The sequence below is a fragment of the Ruegeria sp. BA12 genome, from assembly GCF_056539625.1.
In genome coordinates this window covers 55,870-74,547 of the sequence record NZ_JBQFVF010000013.1, presented here as the reverse complement: position 1 = coordinate 74,547, position 18,678 = coordinate 55,870, and the positions used below count along the sequence as shown (strand labels likewise).

Here is an 18,678-nt window from a genome sequence, read left to right as displayed (position 1 = left end):
GCGCTGGCGCTGATGACGGTCATCGTGATGATGATCCTGCCGGTGCCCGCCTGGGTGCTGGATGTGGGGTTGGCAGCCTCGTTCGCGCTGGCGATCCTGATCTTTACGCTGACGCTGTTTATCGAACGGCCTCTGGATTTCTCGTCTTTCCCGACAATCCTTTTGGCCTCGCTGATGCTGCGGCTGTCGCTAAACGTATCCTCAACCAAGCTTATCATCGGAGAGGGGCACACGGGACCCAATGCCGCTGGGGACGTGATCGAAGGTTTTGCCGACTTCGTCATGGGCGGCAGTATCTTTCTGGGGTTGGTGGTGTTCGGCGTGCTGCTGATCGTAAATTTCATGGTCATCACCAAGGGCGCTGCCCGCATGGCCGAGGTCAGCGCGCGGTTCGCCCTGGACGGCATGCCGGGAAAACAGCTCGCCATCGACAGCGACATGTCCGCCGGGGCCATCGACCACCAACAGGCTAAAGAACGCCGCGAGCGTGAGCAGCAAGAGACGACGTTTTTCGGCTCTCTCGATGGGGCGTCGAAATTTGTCAAAGGCGATGCGATAGCCGGACTGCTGATCACGTTGCTCAACCTGGTGATGGGATTGATCATGGGTGTGATCGTCCATGGGATGCCAATCTCATCCGCGTTCGAGACCTATGCCATCCTGACCGTCGGTGACGGGCTGGTGTCGCAAATCCCGGCGGTGATCATATCGATCGCGTCAGCCCTGTTGCTGGCCCGCGGCGGTACGCAGGGGGCGACCGACAATGCAATCTTCTCGCAGCTGGGCCGGCATCCAGCGGCCCTGGCAACAGTTTCCATGTTGATGGTGCTGTTTGCGCTGGTGCCCGGCCTGCCCTTTTTGCCATTCATCCTGGGGGCGGGTGTTCTGGGCTATGCGGCCTATTACGTCCATCGCAAGCAAAAGAGCGAAGCGGAAGAGGCGCTGGCCCCAACACCGCAGAAAGACACACCGGTCTCGCAAGCCATTGGCGATATTTTGGACCTGGACGATGTGCATCTGGAGTTTGCCCCCGATCTGGTCAGCATGGTCCTCAACCCCGGCACCGGGCTGGACGCGCGCATCGCTAATATGCGGACCTATGTGGCCTCAAGCTTTGGCCTGATCCTGCCTGACATCCGCCTGACCGACCGCGCCGATCTGCCCATGGGCACCTATGTAGTCAAGGTCCAGGGCGTCGAACAGGCGCGCGGCGTGTTGAACCCCGATCTGGTTCTGGCGCTGGTACAGGATGACCGCGACATGCTGCCCGAGGGTAATGACGTGACCGAGCCCGTCTATGGCGCCCCCGCCCGCTGGATTCTGCCCAAGGATCAAGAGGCCGCCGCGCTTAGTGGGGCCACCATCGTTTCCCCGCCCGAGATTCTGGCCACTCATCTGCTTGAGATCATCAAACAGAACTTCTCACGCCTGCTGACGCTGAAATCCCTGCGCCGCCTTTTGTCCGAGATGACACGGCTCAGCGATCCGGTTCGGGCCGAGGCTAACCGCAAGCTTCTGGACGAGTTGATCCCGGACAAGGTACCGATCGACACGCTACATGCGGTGCTGCGTCTGCTGCTGGACGAACGGGTCTCGATCCGCAACATGGCGCTGATTCTGGAAAGCGTGGCCGAGGCGCGGCTGACCACCACCCAACCCGAAGGCATCTGCGAACTGGTCCGGCAGAGATTGGGTTTCCAACTGGTGGCCGAGATGAAACGCGAAGACGGATCGATCCCGCTGATCCAACTGGCCCCGGAGTGGGAGGATACCTTCACCACCTACCAGATCGACGCGCCTGCAGCGGGTCTCGACGTGGCGCTGCCGCCGAACCTGTTCAACAAGCTGGCCGATGGCGTGGTCGACAGTGTCGCGCAATCCGCCGATCACGGGCTGTTTCCGGCGTTGGTCACCTCGACCCGCCGTCGCCGTTTGCTGCGCACCATCATGCACGCGCGCGGCATAGCCAACCCGGTGCTGTCGTTCGAAGAAATCGGGCTCGAGGCGCGGCCTTCGCTGGTTGGAACGGTGCCCGCGTGATCGCGCTACCGCCCGAGCTTTTACCCCAGCTGGGTGAGGGTTTGTGGCAGCTCTTTGCCGTCTTCCTGCGTGTCTCGGCCATGGTGTCGCTGCTGCCCGCCTTTGGCGAGCGCAGCATTCCGACCCGCGTCAAATTCGGCATCGCGGCTGCCTTTACCCTTATTGTGACACCAGCGATTGCGGCGCCTGTTGCCCCACCCGGCCTGTTGCCAATGGCAGGATTGGTTCTGACCGAAGTGCTGATCGGGATGGCCTTGGGTATGTCGCTGCGACTGTTCGTGCTGGCCCTGCAAACGGCAGGATCGATTGCGGCGCAGGCAACATCGCTGTCGCAGATTCTGGGTCCAGCTGCTGCAGATCCCGTGCCCGCGATGGGATATCTTCTGACACTGGCTGGCCTGACACTGGCGGTTTTGCTCGGCCTGCACATCCGCGTCGCTCAGTTTCTGATCCACAGCTATTCGCTGTTTCCAATGGGCACCCCAATACTAGCGCCGGACCTGTCGCAATGGGGGGTGCAGCAAATTGCGCGCAGTTTTGGGTTGGCGTTTGCGCTGGCTATGCCCTTCGTGATCGCCTCGCTGATCTATAACCTTGCGCTTGGCGTCATCAACCGCGCGATGCCGCAGCTGATGGTGGCGTTTGTTGGCGCTCCGGCCATTACTTTTGCAGGCCTGTTCCTGTTGTTCGCGGGCACGCCCCTGATCTTGTCTGTCTGGTCTGATGCCTTTTTTGCCTTCATGCTTAACCCGCTTGAGGACCCGAGATGAGCGGGTCCGAAGACGACAGCGACAAGTCCTACGAGCCGACGCCGCAGAAGCTCCAGAAAGCGCGCGAAAAGGGTGAGGTTGCCAAGTCCAACGACTTGTCCGTGGTTGCCGCTTATGCCGGGTTCCTCATTGCCCTGTTCGCGGCCGGGCAATTCGGCGTGCAACATATGGGAAGCCTGTTTGTCGTGCTGATTGATCAGGCCGACACTATCGCTCCCTTGCTGGCCGACGGGCCCGCCGCAAGCCCGGTCGGTGGGATGGTCAAAACGGCGCTGTTGTCCGTCACGGTTCTGTTTGCTGTGCCCGCCGCCGCTGTTCTGCTCAGCCTGATCGCCCAGCGTGCGCTGATCTTTGCGCCCAGCAAGCTGAAACCCAAACTGTCCCGCATCTCGATCATCTCGAATGCGAAGAACAAATTCGGGCGCGGCGGCCTGTTCGAATTCGCCAAGAGCTTTGTGAAACTGGTGATCTACGGCACCTGTCTGGCGCTGTTTCTGCGCTCCAACCTAAACGAGATTCTGTCCGCCAGCGCCGCTCCGGCGCGGTCATCGGTCATGCTGATGATGAATTTTCTGTTTCGATTCCTGTTCATCGTCATCACCGTGGCGCTTGCCATCGGGGTGATCGACTATCTTTGGCAACATGCCGAGCATATTCGCAAGAACCGGATGTCGCGCAAGGAAATTCAGGACGAAACCAAGGATGCCGAGGGCGACCCGCATGTCAAACAACAACGCCGCCAGCGCGCGCAGGACATCGCCACGAACCAGATGATGTCCGACGTACCCTCGGCGGATGTGGTAATCGTCAACCCGACCCATTACGCGGTGGCCTTGAAATGGGCCCGGACGGCGGGGTCAGCCCCTGTTTGCGTGGCCAAGGGCGTGGACGAGGTGGCCGCAGCGATCCGAGCCCGGGCAGCCGAGACTGGTATTCCCATTCATTCCGACCCGCCCACGGCCCGCGCCCTGCATGCCGCCGTCGAGATCGGGCAGGAAATCGCGGAAGAACATTATCGCCCCGTCGCTGCTGCCATCCGATTTGCAGAGGCAATGCGCAAAAAGGCCAAGGGACAGATCAGATGAAACAAGCCGCCCTGTCAGACTTGAAAAACGTTACAGAGGCCGTGTTTCAAAAAGAATACAACGCCCTGCGCCCCCTGCTAGAGGCCGAAGCACGCGTGCAACAGCAATTGGCGCGGCTGGACGCGCAGGTCCGGCAATCTCGCCAACACAGCGCCACGGCCGAGGGGTACCGAGTCACTGGCACCGATGTGTTGTGGAACAGTTGGGAGTCGGCCACGCGCCGCCAGCTGAATATGGAACTGGCGCGGATTCGGGCGCAAAAACTGTCGGCGATGGACGCGCTGCGCACGGCCTTTGGCCGCAAACAAGCCGTCACCAACCTGTCAGACGCCCAGAAAAAGGCGCACAAACGCGCCCAGCACCGGAAATCGTCACCCTACTAAACAGCGTATAACCCCGTCAGAATCAAACGTCCTGACGGTTGACGCTCATGATCAAGACCTGAAACACATCATCGCCCAAATCCTTGCGCGCTGTCTCCAGCAACGCTTTGCGCAGAACGCTCATATTGTCCGATTCAGTGAAAGCGCCGTCAAAACCACCGGTATTGGCGTGATCAAACATGACCTGCAAAAAACCGTCGCGCAGTTTGGGTTCAAGCGCGTAGAAAGCTTCGGTCATGCCAGGAGTGATTTCAAGGCTCAGCGACATGGTGACCAACGCCGCGATCCGGTCCGCATCGACGACGGGCACCACAAACTGCTTGGTCAGTTTGAGGTATTCATAGTCGCTTTGCGTGTCCTTTTCCCCAGCAATGTCCTTTTTCTTGGCGGATTTCTCTTTGGGTTTTTCCGCCTTGGCCTTGGGTTTTTCCTGTTTTGCGGCCTCTTTCGGTTCACCGGAGGGCGCAAACACAACTCCGGCACCGATACCGGCCCCCAGACCGATCAGCAAGAATACGACGGGTAGAAGTTTCTTCATCACATCCGCTCCTTAATACGGCAGCACAGCATCCAGGATCTGCTGGCCATAACGCGGCTGCTGCACGTCAGTGATCTGTCCGCGCCCGCCATAAGACACGCGGGCCGAGGCGATCTTGTCATAGGTGATCTCGTTTTTGCGCGAGATATCCTGTGGTCGCACGTAGCCCGTCACCAAAAGCTCGCGCAGTTCGAAATTGACGCGCAGTTCCTGCGAGCCCGAAATCGACAGCACCCCGTTTGGCAGCACGTCGATCACGGTCGCGGCCACACGCAGCGTCAGCTTTTCCTTACGCTTAACCGATCCTTCGCCCGTGCTTTCTGAGGCGGAATCGATCTCGACCGCGTCCGCCAGCGACGCCCCTTCCGGCAGATGATCCGCCGCGCGCTGTGGCAGGCCAAACAGGCCGACGATGCCAAGGCTTTCCGAAGCAGATCGCGAGCGTTCCGTGTCGTTCGAAAACTCAGCCTTTTCGTCCAGCTCAATCACGACCGTAAGGATATCTCCCTTTTTGATCGCCCGCTGATCGCCCAACAGCGATTGTTGCCCACCGCTCCATAGTGAGGACCGGTCGACATTGCGCTGCGGCTGGGTGTGCAAAGGCAGGCCCGGCCACAACATCGCGACATGTTCGGGGGAATCCTCGTTCGGAGTGAAGCTTGGCGGTTTGCCCAGATGATCCAAGCGCCCGCAGGCTGACACCGCCAGAATGGCAAACAACAGAGATTTCGAAAGTTGCGACATCATTTTACCTCGATTTGGCCGTCGGGCCGGATAAGGCCCGTCACAGTGGTACGGGAGGACAGGTTCATAACCCGGATACGATCCCCGGCGGCCCCACGACCCAGCGCGCGGCCTTCTGCGGTGATCGACAGCGGTGTGCGGTCAAAGATCAGGACAACCAGATCGTTGCGATCCACCAGGGCCGGTGGACCCACATCGCCTTCACGGATCGGGCGTCCGGGATACAGCGCGACGCGGGCCTCTTGCCCGATCAGAAACTCAGGCGTGGTTATCGCGCCGGGCACCTGCTGGGCCTTAAGCTCCAGATCGGTCGCCGAGATGATTTCCTTGGCGCGAATAGTGCGAGTCGGCACGACGATATCGGCCTGTACCGAGGCCGGCACCAAAAGGGCCAACATCAAAACCAGAAACCGCATCACCGCACCTGTGTGGTTGCGCCCATCATCTGGTCGACGGCGGAAATGACCTTGGCATTCATCTCATATCCCCGCTGCGCCTCGATCAGTTCGGTCACTTCGCGCACCGCATCGACCGAGCTGTCTTCAAGATACCCTTGCCGCAGCGTGCCCAGACCATCCTCACCCGGTGTGCCGACCACGGGTGCGCCTGAGGCTTCGGTTTCCTTGAAAAGATTGCTGCCAATCGCCTCAAGCCCCTTGGCGTTCGAGAAACTGGCCAGCGTCAGCTCACCCAACAACTGCCCGTCTGCCGTGTCGTCGAAATAGGCATAAACTTCGCCCGCAGCGTTGATCGAGATCGACCGGGCATCGTCAGGAATGGTGATCTCGGGCGCGACGGCAAACCCGTCTGATGTGACGATCAACCCCTCGGCGGATCGTTTCAGGCTGCCATCGCGGGTATAACCCGACTGACCATTGGCCAGCGTTACTTCAAGATAACCACGCCCTTCGATGGCCACGTCCAGATCGCTCCCGGTGGCCGACAAGCCACCCTGCGCCAACTGCACTGTGACGGCCGCTGGACGCACACCCAGACCCAGTTGAATTCCGGTGGGCAGAACGGTGCCGTCATTGGCGTTCACCGACCCGGCCCGCGCCATTTGTTGATAGTGCAAATCCGCGAACTCAGCCCGGCGGGCGTTGTAGCCGGTGGTGTTCGTGTTCGCCAGGTTGTTCGAGATCGTCTCGACCCGCATCTGCTGCGCGGTCATGCCCGTAGCCGCGATTTTCAATGCTCGCATGTCAAAATCTCCTTTTCACAAATCAACGCATCAGCGCCTTGAGCGCGCCGCGCAGACGTTCGTCTTCGGTTTCCAGAAAGCTTTGGCCCAGCTCATAGGCGCGCTGGATTTCCACCAGCCGGGTCACCTGCTCGACCGCATTGACGTTGGACCCTTCGAGAAAACGCTGCAGCACCACTGGGTTTTCGACCGGGTCAATTTCGCCCTCGGCGCGGAACTGCGTGCTGCCTTCACGCACTAGCGTTTTGGGATCGGCCACACGATAGACGCCGATCTGCCCCAGCAATTGCCCCTCGATGCTCAGTGTGCCATCGCTGCCAACGTCAATCGACGCAGCATCCGGCGGGATGAAAACAGGTGCGCCGTTGCTGTCCAGCACCCGGTGGCCGTCCATCGTGACCAAATCACCCTCGGCACTGGGTGAGAACGCTCCGGCCCGGGTCAGCCTGTTGCCGGATGGCGTTTCGACCATGAAAAACCCATCACCTTCGATGGCAAAATCAAACTGGCCGCCGGTTTCCGTCAGCAGGCCCTGCTGCAATGAAGTGTTGCGCGCCTCGGCCCGTGCCATGGACAGGGACGGGTTGCCCGGCAAGTCGCGGACAAACTCGGAAAACACCAGACCCTGCGCGCGATATCCGGTGGTGTTGGCATTGGCGATATTATTCGCCACCAGCCGCATTTCATTCATCAGGCCCGATTGACGGGACAAAGTGGTATAGGCGGTATCCATCAGCGACCTCCGGCGATCAATGGGATGAGGGTTGTGGTGAAAAACGTCACCAGCGTCTGGGTCATGAACCCCATCGAGATCCAGAACACGATGACGATGGCGATCAGCTTGGGCACGAAGGTCAGTGTCATTTCCTGTACCGAGGTCAGCGCCTGAAACAGACCCACGATCAGGCCCGACACCAGCGCCACCGCCAGGATAGGAACCGAGGTAATGACCGCGACCCACAGCGCCTGGCGCACAATGTCATAGAAGAGACCTTCGCTGAGCATCCGATCAGACCGGCATCCGCAGGATTTCCTGATACGCCTCGACCACCTTGTTGCGGACAATGACCGCCGTTTCCACGGCCAGCTCGGTCTGTGCCAGTGCCTGTACCAGAGCGTGGGGATCGGCCTGGCCGGTCATGGCGGCCTGCGACATTTGCTCGGAATGCTTCAGCGTCGCTGTAAAGTCCTGAAACGTTCTGCGCAGCCCTTGCGCCAATCCGGCGTGATCAGGATCGGCCTGCGTGGCCGGGCGAGCGACAGCATAGTTTTGTGCCGCGGTCAGGGATCGGATATCCATTCTAATGTCCTTTATTTTCTGAGAAGTTCCATCAAGCTCGACGACATCTGGCGTGACTGGTCGAACATCTTGAGATTGGCCTCATAGCTGCGCTGCGCCTCACGTGCGTCTGCGATTTCGATCATCAGATCGACATTCGAGCCACTGTAATGGCCGGTTTCATCCGCCATCGGGTGACCGGGGTCATAAATGCGCGAACCCTCGCGGCGATCCAGTTTGACGCGCCCGGCCTGCACCACCTCTTGTCCGTTTTTTTGCACCGTCTCAAACGGCACAGTTTTGCGGCGATAACCTGGCGTATCGGCGTTCGAGATATTCTCGGACACATGCCGCAGGCGGGCTGATTGCGCACGCAGAGCATTGGTTGAGGCGGCTAGGGAATGGGAAAAATCGCTCATGTCTTACACTCCTTATGACCGGCCAAGGCTGCTGCGCAGGATGTTCATCGAGGATTTGTAGATGGTCAGCGCGCGGTCATGCTGGCGCTTGACCTCGACAGCTTTGAACATCTCTTCCTCGACAGACACTCCATTGCCGTTTGGATCGCCTGACGGCGCAACCTCAAACTCGGCCCAGGGCTGTGGGGCGGTGGCGCCGTTCAGATGACCCGCGCGGGTGGCGGTCATCGAAACCTGACGGTCTGATTTTTCGAATGCTTTCTGAAAACCCTCGATATCTCGGGGCTGGTAGCCGGGCGTATCCGCATTGGCCATGTTGCGCGCAATCACCGCCTGCCGTTGCCCGGCGTGGGTTGCCATTGCGTACGCTGTCTTAAAGACGTTCAGGTCATAGAACATCGGGGCTTCTCCCTCGATCAATTTCAATCAAGGCTTAACCCCGATTCCTTTAGAAAGAGTTTGCAGAAACCTGTTGGAGAACCCACGATGTCCGATCTCGACCCGATGCTTCTGAAGTGTGAATTCGACCGTCTGTCTGCTGTGCGCCATATGGGCCGCGTTACCGGCGTGGCGCGCGGAGTCATTGAAATACAAGGGCTTGAAGGGCAGGCGCGAATCGGTGACCACCTAACATTGCGGCGTCGTAATGGCCCGGATCTGCCGGGCGAAGTGCTGCATGTCGAGGCCGATGGGATTCACATGATGCCAACCGCCGCGCCGGATGGGGTGTGCCTGGGTGACCAGGTGATTCTGGACCAGACACCCGCTTTCGCACCCGGCATGCACTGGCTGGGGCGCCTGGTCGATCCCTTTGGCAAACCGCTGGACGGGAAACCTCTGCTTTCGGGCGCACATGAGCAGGACATCATGCGTGCCCCGCCCCCCGCTGTGGCACGTAAACCGCTGGGCGCACGGATGGAGACCGGTTTAGCGATGCTCAACACGATGCTGCCCGTGGTCCAGGGTCAGCGCATCGGTCTGTTCGCCGGGTCGGGCGTCGGAAAATCCACCTTGCTGGCAACGCTCGCGAAATCAATGCAGGCGGATGCCGTTGTCGTGGCACTGGTGGGCGAACGCGGGCGGGAGGTAAACGAGTTTGTCGAACATGCGTTGGGGGCAGAGGGGATGAAACGCTCGGTCGTTGTCGCGGCCACGTCCGATCAATCGGCGCTTGCCCGCAGGCGTTGCGCCTGGTCGGCAATGTCGGTGGCCGAGTATCTGCGCGATCAGGGGCTGAACGTATTGTTTCTGGCCGATTCGGTGACGCGATTTGCCGAGGCGCACCGCGAAATCGCCGTTGCCATGGGCGAAGCGCCTTCGTTGCGGGGCTTCCCACCTTCGGTCACGCCGCTGATTGCCGGGTTGTGTGAACGCGCGGGTCCCGGAACGGCGGACCAAGGTGATATCACCGCCGTGTTCAGTGTTCTGGTCGCGGGATCGGATATGGATGAACCAGTGGCCGACATCCTGCGCGGGGTTCTGGACGGGCATATCGTGCTGAGCCGCGACATTGCCGAGCGCGGTCGGTTTCCGGCCATTGACCTCAGCAGTTCGGTATCGCGCAGCTTGCCGGGGGCGGCGACCGCAGAGGAAAACCAATTGATCTCGGAAACCCGCAAACTGGTCGGCAGCTATGAACAATCCGAAGTCATGATCAAGGCCGGGCTTTATGCCGAAGGCGCAGACCCGCTGCTGGATCAGGCGGTGCGCGTGCATGAGGAACTGGACGCGTTCTTTGGCAAATCTGAACCGGATGGAATCAAAAACAGCTTCAACCACCTGCAACTGATCCTGCGGCGGGCCAACGCCAACCTGCCGCGCTAGCGAAATCCGGACAGTTTTAAGTGTTAAGCCCACCTTAAGACCTGCCCGGCTACGCCTGTAGTTGGGTGATAGAAAAGGTGGTGGAGATGGGTGCGCAATCCAATGCGGCGCCAATCATCATCAAGAAGAAACGTGTGTCAGGTGGCGATGGTCACCACGGCGGCGCGTGGAAAGTCGCATATGCCGACTTTGTCACGGCCATGATGGCTTTCTTCATGTTGATGTGGCTGCTGAATGCAACGACTGAGAAACAACGCAAAGGGCTGGCGGATTATTTCTCGCCAACAATTCCGGTAAACCCGGTTTCGGGCGGGGGCGATGGGGCTTTTGGCGGGAACAACATGTTTTCCGAAGTGACCATGGTAATGGATGGCTCGGGCGCGACCAAGCGGCACCCGACGATTGCGCGGCAAGCGCGGGGGTCGATCGGCGTGAATCCCGATGGCGGCAAGGAAATGTCCGAGGACTTCTCGACGCTCGAAGCGCAACTTCTGGGGCATACCGGGGAAAGCATGGTGTCGGACAAGGTGCTGAAGCACATCGTTACGCGCGTCACTGACGAAGGTCTGGTGGTCGAGCTGTTTGATACCGAAGATCAGCCGCTGTTCGAATCGGGAACGGATGAACCGACCCCAATGATGCGGGCGCTGGCCCTGCTGGTGACGCGATCTTCGGATCTGGTGACAAATGCTGTCTCGGTCGAGGGTCACGTCAGCGCCTCGCCCGTTGTTCTGGCGCAGGACCCGTCCTGGGATGTATCGACCTCGCGCGCGCAGGTGGTACGCCAACTGCTTGAGGAAAAGGGTTTTGCGGGTTCTCGGCTGGATCGCGTGACCGGTCATGCCGACCGGGAATTGAGCGATGAAAACCCGATGGCCGTGCGCAATAACCGGATCGAAATCATCTTTCTGCGCGACACCTGAACGCACAGGATAGGCCGCATTTTAACTGTTAGCGCGCTGTTAAGGGGCAGTGCGTTAGCTGTTGCCTCAACGATTGACGCAACAGAAGGGCGTGCCAATGACGATTTCCTCCTCGCTGAATGCCGGTGTGGCTTCTTTGAAGGCCAACGCCAACCGGCTGGCTACTATTTCAGACAACATCGCCAACTCGTCGACCTTCGGCTACAAGCGGGTCGAGACGGATTTTCATTCGATGGTCACCTCGGGTCAGGGCGGCAGCTACTCGGCGGGTGGGGTCAGAACCACCAGCCAGCGTCTGATCGATCAGCGCGGGTCACTGGTGACGACCAACAATTCAACTGATCTGGCAGTACGCGGCCGAGGCATGCTGCCGGTGCGCCCAAGCTCGCAAATCGCGGGTGGCTCGAATGAGATGCAACTGACCACGACCGGTTCTTTCCGCACCAATGAGGAAGGGTATCTGGTCACCGAATCCGGCTTGGTCCTGCTGGGCTGGCGCGCCAACCCGGACGGTTCAATTCCCGCGGTGCCGCGGGACACCCCGGCGGCGCTCGAGCCCGTGCAGCTTAGCGTCAATCAACTGTCCGGCGCGCCGACCACACAGATGAATCTGCGTATGAACTTGCCCGCAACGGCCACCGAAGCCGGGTCGCCGGGCGACACACAACCCCTGTCGGTTGAATACTTCGACAACCTGGGCAAATCCGAAAGCGTGGATATCGAACTTGTGCCAACCGTCCCCGGGGCCGGCAGCAGCAATGAATGGACCATGGTGCTGCGCGACTCAGCCTCGGGCGGAGCGGTGATTGGGGAATACACGCTGACGTTCACCGACAGCCGCACCGCTGGCGGCACACTGGCCAGCGTCGCCACCGTATCTGGCGGGGCTTATGACCCGGCAACCGGCAGCCTTGTGGTCAACGTCGCGGGTGGCCCGATGGAGATCAATATCGGCCAGATCGGCGATGCGGACGGCATCACGCAACTGTCCGATACCTTTGCGCCCGTTTCGATCACACGCGACGGGTCGGCCGTGGGCACGATGACCAGCGTTCAGGTCGATGAAAATGGCTATGTCTATGCGTTCTATGACACTGGTGTCAGCCGCCGCATGTTCCAGATCCCGCTAGCGGATGTGCCCAACCCCAATGGCCTGACCGCGCTGGACAGCCAGACTTATGCGCCATCACGGGAAAGCGGCACATATTTTCTCTGGAACGCGGGGGAAGGTCCAACAGGTGAACTTGTGTCTTTCGCGCGCGAGGAATCGACCACAGATATCGCGACCGAGCTGACTTCGCTGATTCAGACCCAACGCGCCTATTCCTCGGCTGCTACGGTGATTCAGACCGTTGATGAGATGCTGCAAGAAACCACCAACATCAAACGCTGATTAGGGTTTTGACCCGGAAAGGGGGCCTGTCTGATGAATTTGTCGACAGCATTCAACAACGCCGTCAGCGGCCTGACGGCCTCGAGCCGCGGCACCTCGGTCGTGTCAGACAATATCGCCAACGCGCGGACGCCCGGCTTTGCCCGCAGGTCTCTGGAACTGACGACAAACGTGATTTCGGGTACCGGGGTGCGCACCGCAGGCGTTATTCGCAATCAGGACCCGGTTCTTACCGCCAACCGTCGCACCACCGATGCGGAACTGGCCTACCAATTTGCAGTTTCCAGCTTTCACACCAGTGTTGAGGGCGTCGTTGGCACGGTTGACGATCCCACATCGCTCGCCAATCGGTTGGCCGAGTTCGACAGCAGCCTGATCACCGCTGCCAGCCTGCCAGATTCTTCTGAGCGACTGGATCAGGTGGCCCGCGCGGGCCATGATCTGGCCAGCGCGCTCAATTCGGCGTCCGAAGGCGTTCGGCAGCTGCGCTCGGACGCAGATCGCTCCATTGGAAAGCAGGTAGAGAGCCTGAACCAGACCCTCAAGGATATCGTGAAGCTGAACGCCAAAATTCCGTCGGTCAAACATGCGGGTGGCGATATTGGTGCCCTGCTGGACCAGCGGCAGGTGTTGATAGATCAGGTGAATGAGCTGGTGCCGGTGAACGCGGTTCCGCGTGCGAACGACCAGGTGTCGCTGTACTCAGACGGTGGCCTGATCCTGCTGGAAGGCGCGGCTGCCGAATTTTCCTTTACCACCACGGGCGACACCAAACCCCACATGACGGTGGGCAATGGGCTGCTGTCGGGGTTGGAGATGAACGGAAACCCGGTGCGCACCGGCGGAGACAACGCCCAGATACGCGGCGGCGCGCTGATGGCGCAGTTTGAAATCCGCGATGAGCTGGCGGTTGAGGCACAGGCTCATCTCGACTCGGTCGCGCGGGATATGATCGAACGGTTCGAAACACCCGGTCTGGACCCCACCGCATTGCCTACCGATCCCGGTCTGTTCACGGATGCCGGCAACCGCTTCGATGCCACTGCGCCTGAGGGGCTGGCCTCGCGCATCAGCCTGAACACGATTGTTGATCCCGACACTGGAGGTGACAGCTGGCGCTTGCGCGACGGGCTTGGTGCGGTGGCCCCCGGCGATCCGGGCGATGCCACGCAATTGCAAGCCTTTGGCGCCATTCTCAGCGATGCCCGGCCCGTCGCGGGGTCGCCCTTTGGCACCGGGGACATGCGCGCCTCGGACCTGACCGAGTCGCTGATGTCCAGAACCGGATCGGACGCTCATACCGCCAGCCAGCACCTGACCTTTGCCAACAGCGCGCAGCTGGAAATGGCCAGAATCGAGGCGGAGCAGGGCGTGGATACCGACCAGGAATTGCAGAACCTGATGGAGATCGAGCAGGCCTATGCCGCGAACGCGCGGGTCATCTCGGTAGTGGATGAATTGATGCAAACCTTGTTGAGGCTCTGATGATGAATTTGACGTCTATTGGCGATCTGGCGCGGGGCATGACATTGCGGACCCGCTCGACCGAACTCAGAAACGAAATCGAAACCCTGTCTTATGAGATGTCGACCGGCAAGGTTCAGGATGTGTCGGGACGTCTGGATGGTGACTATTCCCATCTGCTGGATCTGGACCGCAGCCTATCGCGTCTAGACGCCTATCAGATATCGACGGCTGAGGCTGGGCTGTTCACGGATGCCATGCAGCTGAGCTTGACCACGATTAACGAGTCCGTGACCGAGTTGACCTCCTCCCTTTTGTCCTTCGGCACGTCAAACCAGGCGGTCAGCCATGAAAATGCATCGGTTCAGGCCCGGAACGAGTTGGATACGATCATATCAGCGCTGAACACCCGCGCTGGTGGACGCAGCCTGTATTCCGGCGCGGCCACTGATGTCTCCCCCCTGCCGTCAACCGACACGTTGTTGAACGCACTTGAAACGGAGCTGAGCGGATACGTCACAACAGCGGATATCAGACAGGCGGCAGAAGACTGGTTCAACGACCCCGCCGGGTTTGACGCGGTGATCTACCAGGGCTCGGGCAATGCGTTGGCACCGATGCAGATATCCGAGAATGAAAGCATCACGATCCCGATCACAGCCACCGACCCCGCGATCAAGGATGCGATACGAGATATTGCCGTTGCGGCGTTGGTCTCTGACAATGCTCTGAACTTGCCGCGTGATCAGCGCACTGCCCTGTTTACACAGTTGGGCGTCGATCTGGCCAACACCCAGAACGATGTGGTGAACTTGCGCGCTCAGGTCGGTTCAGCAGAGGCTCGGATCGAACAGGCGGCCACGCGCAACAGCGCCGCGCAGACCAGCCTTGAATTCAGCAGGAACAAGTTGATCGCTGCGGACCCCTATGAAACCGCTGCACAGTTGCAGACTGTCCAGTTCCAGTTGGAGAGCCTGTATTCCGTCACCGTTCGCAATGCGAACCTGTCGCTGGTGAATTTCCTAAGATGAAGCTTTTTGTTTTCCTACTGATGTTGCTGCCCGGGATCGCGTTCGCTGGCACGATACGCCTGAAGGATCTTGTGGATTTTGACGGGGTACGGGGCAATGATCTGGTCGGCTATGGCCTGGTTGTCGGGCTGAACGGAACTGGCGACGGGCTGCGCAATTCACCCTTCACCGAAGAGATTATGTCGAACATCCTGGAACGGCTGGGCGTCAACGTGAATGGCGAAGATTTTCGCCCTAAAAACGTAGCGGCTGTGTTGGTGACCACCAGCCTGCCGCCTTTTGCGCGGGTCGGCGGGCAGATCGACGTGACGGTGTCGGCCATTGGTGATTCCAAAAGCCTGTTGGGTGGCACCCTGATCATGACACCGCTCAACGCGGCCGATGGGCAAATCTATGCTGTGGCGCAAGGCACGGTTCTGGCCGGTGGCGCCGTGGCTGAGGGTGAGGCTGCTTCGGTTGTTCAGGGAGTGCCGACCTCCGGCGTGATCCCCTCGGGCGCACGGGTTGAGCGTGAGATCGATTTTGACCTGTCAACCTTAACGCAAATGCGCCTTGCCCTGCGCGAGCCGGACTTCACCACCGCCAGCCGGATTGAGAATGCGATCAACACAGAATTCAACCGCGCAGTGGCGATTATGCGGGATTCCGGTACGGTGGAACTCAACATTGCGGCAACCCAGTCGGTTTCAACCGCGCATGCGCTGGGTCGGATCGAAAACATTCTGGTCGAACCGGAAACCAAAGCGCGCGTCGTGGTCGATCAGCGCTCAGGGACCATCGTCATGGGGCAAGAGGTTCGGATTTCACGGGTCGCGGTATCACAAGGCAATCTAACCCTGACAGTCGAGGAATCCCCCATCGCAGTTCAGCCTAACCCTTTTGCCCGCGGCGAAACGGTTGTGGTCCCCCGCACTTTCGCCGGTATCGAAGAAGAAGAGGGCACTGGGTTGGCCGAAATCCCCGAGGCAACTACCCTGTCCGAGGTTGTGGCCGGGCTGAATGCGCTGGGCGTGTCGCCCCGCGACATGATCGACATACTGAAAACGATCAAGGCCGCCGGGGCATTGCACGCTGAGTTTGTAGTTCGATAAGCAAACAGAACCGAGCAGGTGGCGGGATCAGATGCCCGCCATCACTTGGATTTCCAGCTATCAAGCCAGCGGCGGAACCCGTTGCGCTTTTCTTCGATCGCATCACCGGCGGCATAAATCCCATCTTCCATATTCTCAAGCATCGGGTCGATACGGCGTTGCCGGAACCGACGCCAGCGCACCCAAATAGCCCAGACGATGGCAAAGAAAACCGTCAGAAAGATGATGTTGAACCATGGGATCAGCCGCACATCAGGGCTGTCCACCGGGCGCACCGAGACCACATTGGGAAAGATCGACATAAGCTGATTGCGCCAACCATAATGGCGCAAAACCACCCATTGCGGGTTATCCGCAGTCGACACGAGATTGGTCAGTTCCGCCTGTAGGTTCGAACTGTCGAGTTTGAAATAGGGCGGCCAGCCCCAGCCGGTATCCTCATTGCGATAAACGCGCGGTTTCCCGTTCGGGCGGAATGTTTCCACAAATCGCACATCTCGGTTGACAGTCTGCGCGCCTTCTTGGCCGGTATCTTGCTGTGCCCAGAAGATCGAGTTCTCACCAAAATCGACGCGCCGCACCTCGGTCTTTACGATCCGCACCACATCCTGCTGCGGCAAAGTGTATTCCAGCACCGAGGCGACCAGCCCCCAGAACACGATGATGAATACCCATTTGACATAGACCATCTATCCGGCCCTCATTTGAAATTAGTAATATAGATCAGCAGGGCAATGGCCCCAAGCGGGATGACGTAGACACCCAGCAGCAGTTTCTTGCGGAACGATTTGTCATATTGCCGCATTCCTCGCTCGAGAAAAGCCTCTCGATCACCGTGCAGCCTTTTTTTTTCCCAATGCGCGATCAACTTACGCCGACGGACGAGGCGGGAGTAGATCGACAGCCCGACATAGATCACGGTCAGAACGATCAGCAGTGGAATTAGAAAACGGATTGCGACAAGCATTCAATTCCTCCCAACTGCGCCCCAGGGACCAACGCGTGCGATGATGTCATCGCTAATCCGGTCACTGCCGCTCATGTCCGGTTCATGCCCGAACAACGCAGCGCGGGCGCCCGCCTTGTCCACCTGATACTCGCGCGCAAGAAAGTCGGCAACATAGGCTTTCTTGGTCTCGGGCCAACCGGCATAGGTGTTGTAAAACAGTTCCTTGTGGCAGATGAACATTTGGCGCGGGTCCAGCGGGGCCAGCTCAGCCAGCAGCATGTTCACCAGATCACGGTTCGGCGTATCGGTGGCCCGCAACGTGTAGAAATAGGCCGGATGGTCCGAGGTGATGCGCGGCCACGGACCACCATCCTTCGCCCAGCGCAGTAATTGGCCCAAACCGTGATAAGCCTCGGGCAGGCGGTCTGCGTGATTACGGGCCAGCCGCCGCATGTCGCCACGATCCAGCCCCGTCAGGTCAACGCCCGCATCCGCCGCCGCGTCGACGGTCAGGAAATCCATCTTTTGCTGCAGGATCGCGGTGGCATCCACGCCCCGCGCTTTGACGATTGGTTCGACCAAGTCGTTATAGTCAAGAAACTTGGCGATCTGGTTTCGCTGCGACGGCTCGAACGTGTATTTGATCTTCAGATCCTCGGGCTTTTTGCCCATGCAGATCGCCGCCGGATGGTCCAGATCCGGGAACAGATAGAGCCCGCCGAAATGCGCCGTCCAGAAGTTGCGTTGCTCAAACGCGGTGTGGCGCAGGCGAACGGGGTTGCGGGTGACGTCGCCGGTTTCCTTGGCGGTTTCAATCATCCTGGCGATCAGAACGTCATCGAACCAGGCGTCCTCTTGGGTTTTGAACTGTTCGACCATGCCCGCCAGCTGCTGCGCCTTGCGCAGGGTGCCGCCTGCAGTGTCGGCCTCAATCTCGATCTTTTTGATGTTCAGTAGGTCTCGCGGCGAGGTGAGCTTGATGACCGAGTTCACCATCTCCCCGGCCACCGCATCTGTGGCGGTCAGGGCAAACAGCTGCGCCTCGTTCATCTCGATGAATTCACGCAGGATATCGCGCGAGGTCGAGAATTTGACGTTCAGCAGGGGGCTGCGTTTCTGCTCGGTCGTCAGCAGGATGAACTGCCGGTTGACCCCATTGGGGTTGAGGTAGAGCTCATCCTCCAGCTCGATCCCCACCTCCGGCGAATAGCCCGAGATATCGACATGGAAATCCGTCAGCGCCGTGCTCTTGCCCGCCAGAGGCTGCAGCGCGCGGTTATACCGCTCGACCAAAGCCGGGCTGGAGATGTGGACGAGGTTGCCGAACATCAGGCCTTTTTCGATGAGGCGGATCATTGTGTCATCCCCGCTTTTGACCCTTTTCTAATGTTGCTTCGTTCATGAGCTTTCTTTGCTCCTTAATTCGCGCCCGAGCCGTATCCTCATTTGACAGAGAGGAATCTAGAGATTGGCGCACATGTAACGCAAACAGACACATCCCCGATGAGAGCAGGATTGTGCAAAAGAGAATCCACGGAAACTTA

22 protein-coding genes are annotated in these 18,678 nt (G+C 59.5%); 10 read left to right on the top strand and 12 right to left on the bottom strand.

What is annotated here, in order from left to right; all coding sequences use genetic code 11:
• Nucleotides 1–12 precede the first annotated feature (12 nt).
• From flhA to ACR0B0_RS19330, 4 genes are read left to right on the top strand one after another with little or no spacing between them, the layout of a single operon-like run.
• The gene (flhA, locus tag ACR0B0_RS19345; RefSeq protein WP_480649222.1) at nt 13–2,040 is read left to right on the top strand and encodes a flagellar biosynthesis protein FlhA; all 2,028 of its coding nucleotides are present in this window, start codon (nt 13–15) and stop codon (nt 2,038–2,040) included.
• A complete protein-coding gene (locus ACR0B0_RS19340) occupies nt 2,037–2,810 on the top strand; it encodes a flagellar biosynthetic protein FliR (protein ID WP_480649179.1) in 774 nt (257 codons plus the stop codon). The genes flhA and ACR0B0_RS19340 overlap by 4 nt, the downstream gene beginning before the upstream one ends.
• Nucleotides 2,807–3,895: a flagellar type III secretion system protein FlhB gene (flhB, locus tag ACR0B0_RS19335; RefSeq protein WP_480649177.1), complete on the top strand. Its 1,089-nt coding sequence runs from the start codon at nt 2,807–2,809 to the stop codon at nt 3,893–3,895. The genes ACR0B0_RS19340 and flhB overlap by 4 nt, the downstream gene beginning before the upstream one ends.
• On the top strand, nt 3,892–4,278 hold the full coding sequence (locus tag ACR0B0_RS19330; RefSeq protein WP_480649175.1) for a hypothetical protein: 387 nt from the start codon (nt 3,892–3,894) through the stop codon (nt 4,276–4,278). Before flhB ends, ACR0B0_RS19330 begins: the two co-directional genes overlap by 4 nt.
• A 22-nt stretch (nt 4,279–4,300) precedes the next feature.
• On the opposite strand, the gene ACR0B0_RS19325 is transcribed toward ACR0B0_RS19330, so the two are convergent.
• From ACR0B0_RS19325 to ACR0B0_RS19285, 9 genes are read right to left on the bottom strand one after another with little or no spacing between them, the layout of a single operon-like run.
• On the bottom strand, nt 4,301–4,819 hold the full coding sequence (locus tag ACR0B0_RS19325; RefSeq protein ID WP_480649173.1) for a flagellar basal body-associated protein FliL: 519 nt from the start codon (nt 4,817–4,819) through the stop codon (nt 4,301–4,303).
• A gap of 9 nt (nt 4,820–4,828) precedes the next feature.
• Complete coding sequence (gene flgH, locus ACR0B0_RS19320) at nt 4,829–5,560, bottom strand: flagellar basal body L-ring protein FlgH (RefSeq protein ID WP_438826490.1); 732 nt, start codon at nt 5,558–5,560, stop codon at nt 4,829–4,831.
• Nucleotides 5,560–5,976, bottom strand: coding sequence for a flagellar basal body P-ring formation chaperone FlgA (flgA, locus tag ACR0B0_RS19315; RefSeq protein ID WP_170351887.1), 417 nt, complete (start codon nt 5,974–5,976; stop codon nt 5,560–5,562). Before flgA ends, flgH begins: the two co-directional genes overlap by 1 nt.
• Entirely contained in the window at nt 5,976–6,761 is a 786-nt protein-coding gene (flgG, locus tag ACR0B0_RS19310) for a flagellar basal-body rod protein FlgG (protein ID WP_480649171.1), read from the bottom strand. Before flgG ends, flgA begins: the two co-directional genes overlap by 1 nt.
• Before the next feature lie 22 nt (nt 6,762–6,783).
• The gene (locus ACR0B0_RS19305; RefSeq protein WP_170361880.1) at nt 6,784–7,494 is read right to left on the bottom strand and encodes a flagellar hook-basal body complex protein; all 711 of its coding nucleotides are present in this window, start codon (nt 7,492–7,494) and stop codon (nt 6,784–6,786) included.
• A complete protein-coding gene (locus tag ACR0B0_RS19300; protein ID WP_058282142.1) occupies nt 7,494–7,766 on the bottom strand; it encodes a flagellar biosynthetic protein FliQ in 273 nt (90 codons plus the stop codon). Before ACR0B0_RS19300 ends, ACR0B0_RS19305 begins: the two co-directional genes overlap by 1 nt.
• A gap of 4 nt (nt 7,767–7,770) precedes the next feature.
• The gene (gene fliE, locus ACR0B0_RS19295) at nt 7,771–8,061 is read right to left on the bottom strand and encodes a flagellar hook-basal body complex protein FliE (RefSeq protein ID WP_170351884.1); all 291 of its coding nucleotides are present in this window, start codon (nt 8,059–8,061) and stop codon (nt 7,771–7,773) included.
• Between the two features lie 11 nt (nt 8,062–8,072).
• Nucleotides 8,073–8,459, bottom strand: coding sequence for a flagellar basal body rod protein FlgC (gene flgC / locus ACR0B0_RS19290; protein ID WP_480649169.1), 387 nt, complete (start codon nt 8,457–8,459; stop codon nt 8,073–8,075).
• A gap of 12 nt (nt 8,460–8,471) precedes the next feature.
• Nucleotides 8,472–8,858 carry a FlgB family protein gene (locus tag ACR0B0_RS19285; RefSeq protein ID WP_480649220.1) on the bottom strand — a complete coding sequence of 129 codons (387 nt, stop codon included), beginning with the start codon at nt 8,856–8,858 and terminating at the stop codon, nt 8,472–8,474.
• A 105-nt stretch (nt 8,859–8,963) separates the two neighbouring features.
• Here ACR0B0_RS19285 and ACR0B0_RS19280 point away from each other — a divergent pair, with 105 nt between their 5' ends.
• From ACR0B0_RS19280 to ACR0B0_RS19255, 6 genes are all read left to right on the top strand, one after another.
• A complete protein-coding gene (locus ACR0B0_RS19280) occupies nt 8,964–10,283 on the top strand; it encodes a FliI/YscN family ATPase (protein ID WP_480649218.1) in 1,320 nt (439 codons plus the stop codon).
• Nucleotides 10,284–10,369: 86 nt separating this feature from the next.
• Nucleotides 10,370–11,206 carry a flagellar motor protein MotB gene (locus ACR0B0_RS19275; protein ID WP_480649167.1) on the top strand — a complete coding sequence of 279 codons (837 nt, stop codon included), beginning with the start codon at nt 10,370–10,372 and terminating at the stop codon, nt 11,204–11,206.
• A gap of 97 nt (nt 11,207–11,303) precedes the next feature.
• On the top strand, nt 11,304–12,599 hold the full coding sequence (locus ACR0B0_RS19270) for a flagellar hook protein FlgE (protein WP_170351880.1): 1,296 nt from the start codon (nt 11,304–11,306) through the stop codon (nt 12,597–12,599).
• Nucleotides 12,600–12,632: 33 nt separating this feature from the next.
• Nucleotides 12,633–14,084, top strand: coding sequence for a flagellar hook-associated protein FlgK (flgK, locus tag ACR0B0_RS19265; protein WP_480649165.1), 1,452 nt, complete (start codon nt 12,633–12,635; stop codon nt 14,082–14,084).
• Complete coding sequence (locus tag ACR0B0_RS19260; RefSeq protein WP_226689702.1) at nt 14,084–15,094, top strand: flagellin; 1,011 nt, start codon at nt 14,084–14,086, stop codon at nt 15,092–15,094. Before flgK ends, ACR0B0_RS19260 begins: the two co-directional genes overlap by 1 nt.
• A complete protein-coding gene (locus tag ACR0B0_RS19255; protein WP_170399425.1) occupies nt 15,091–16,185 on the top strand; it encodes a flagellar basal body P-ring protein FlgI in 1,095 nt (364 codons plus the stop codon). Before ACR0B0_RS19260 ends, ACR0B0_RS19255 begins: the two co-directional genes overlap by 4 nt.
• Nucleotides 16,186–16,226: 41 nt before the next feature.
• On the opposite strand, the gene ACR0B0_RS19250 is transcribed toward ACR0B0_RS19255, so the two are convergent.
• The 3 genes from ACR0B0_RS19250 to ACR0B0_RS19240 are packed head-to-tail and all read right to left on the bottom strand — an operon-like array spanning nt 16,227 to nt 18,490.
• Complete coding sequence (locus ACR0B0_RS19250) at nt 16,227–16,874, bottom strand: DUF1523 family protein (protein WP_170351877.1); 648 nt, start codon at nt 16,872–16,874, stop codon at nt 16,227–16,229.
• Between the two features lie 11 nt (nt 16,875–16,885).
• Nucleotides 16,886–17,152, bottom strand: coding sequence for a hypothetical protein (locus tag ACR0B0_RS19245; RefSeq protein WP_480649163.1), 267 nt, complete (start codon nt 17,150–17,152; stop codon nt 16,886–16,888).
• On the bottom strand, nt 17,153–18,490 hold the full coding sequence (locus ACR0B0_RS19240; RefSeq protein WP_170351875.1) for a DUF6638 family protein: 1,338 nt from the start codon (nt 18,488–18,490) through the stop codon (nt 17,153–17,155).
• Between the last annotated feature and the right edge of the window lie 188 nt (nt 18,491–18,678).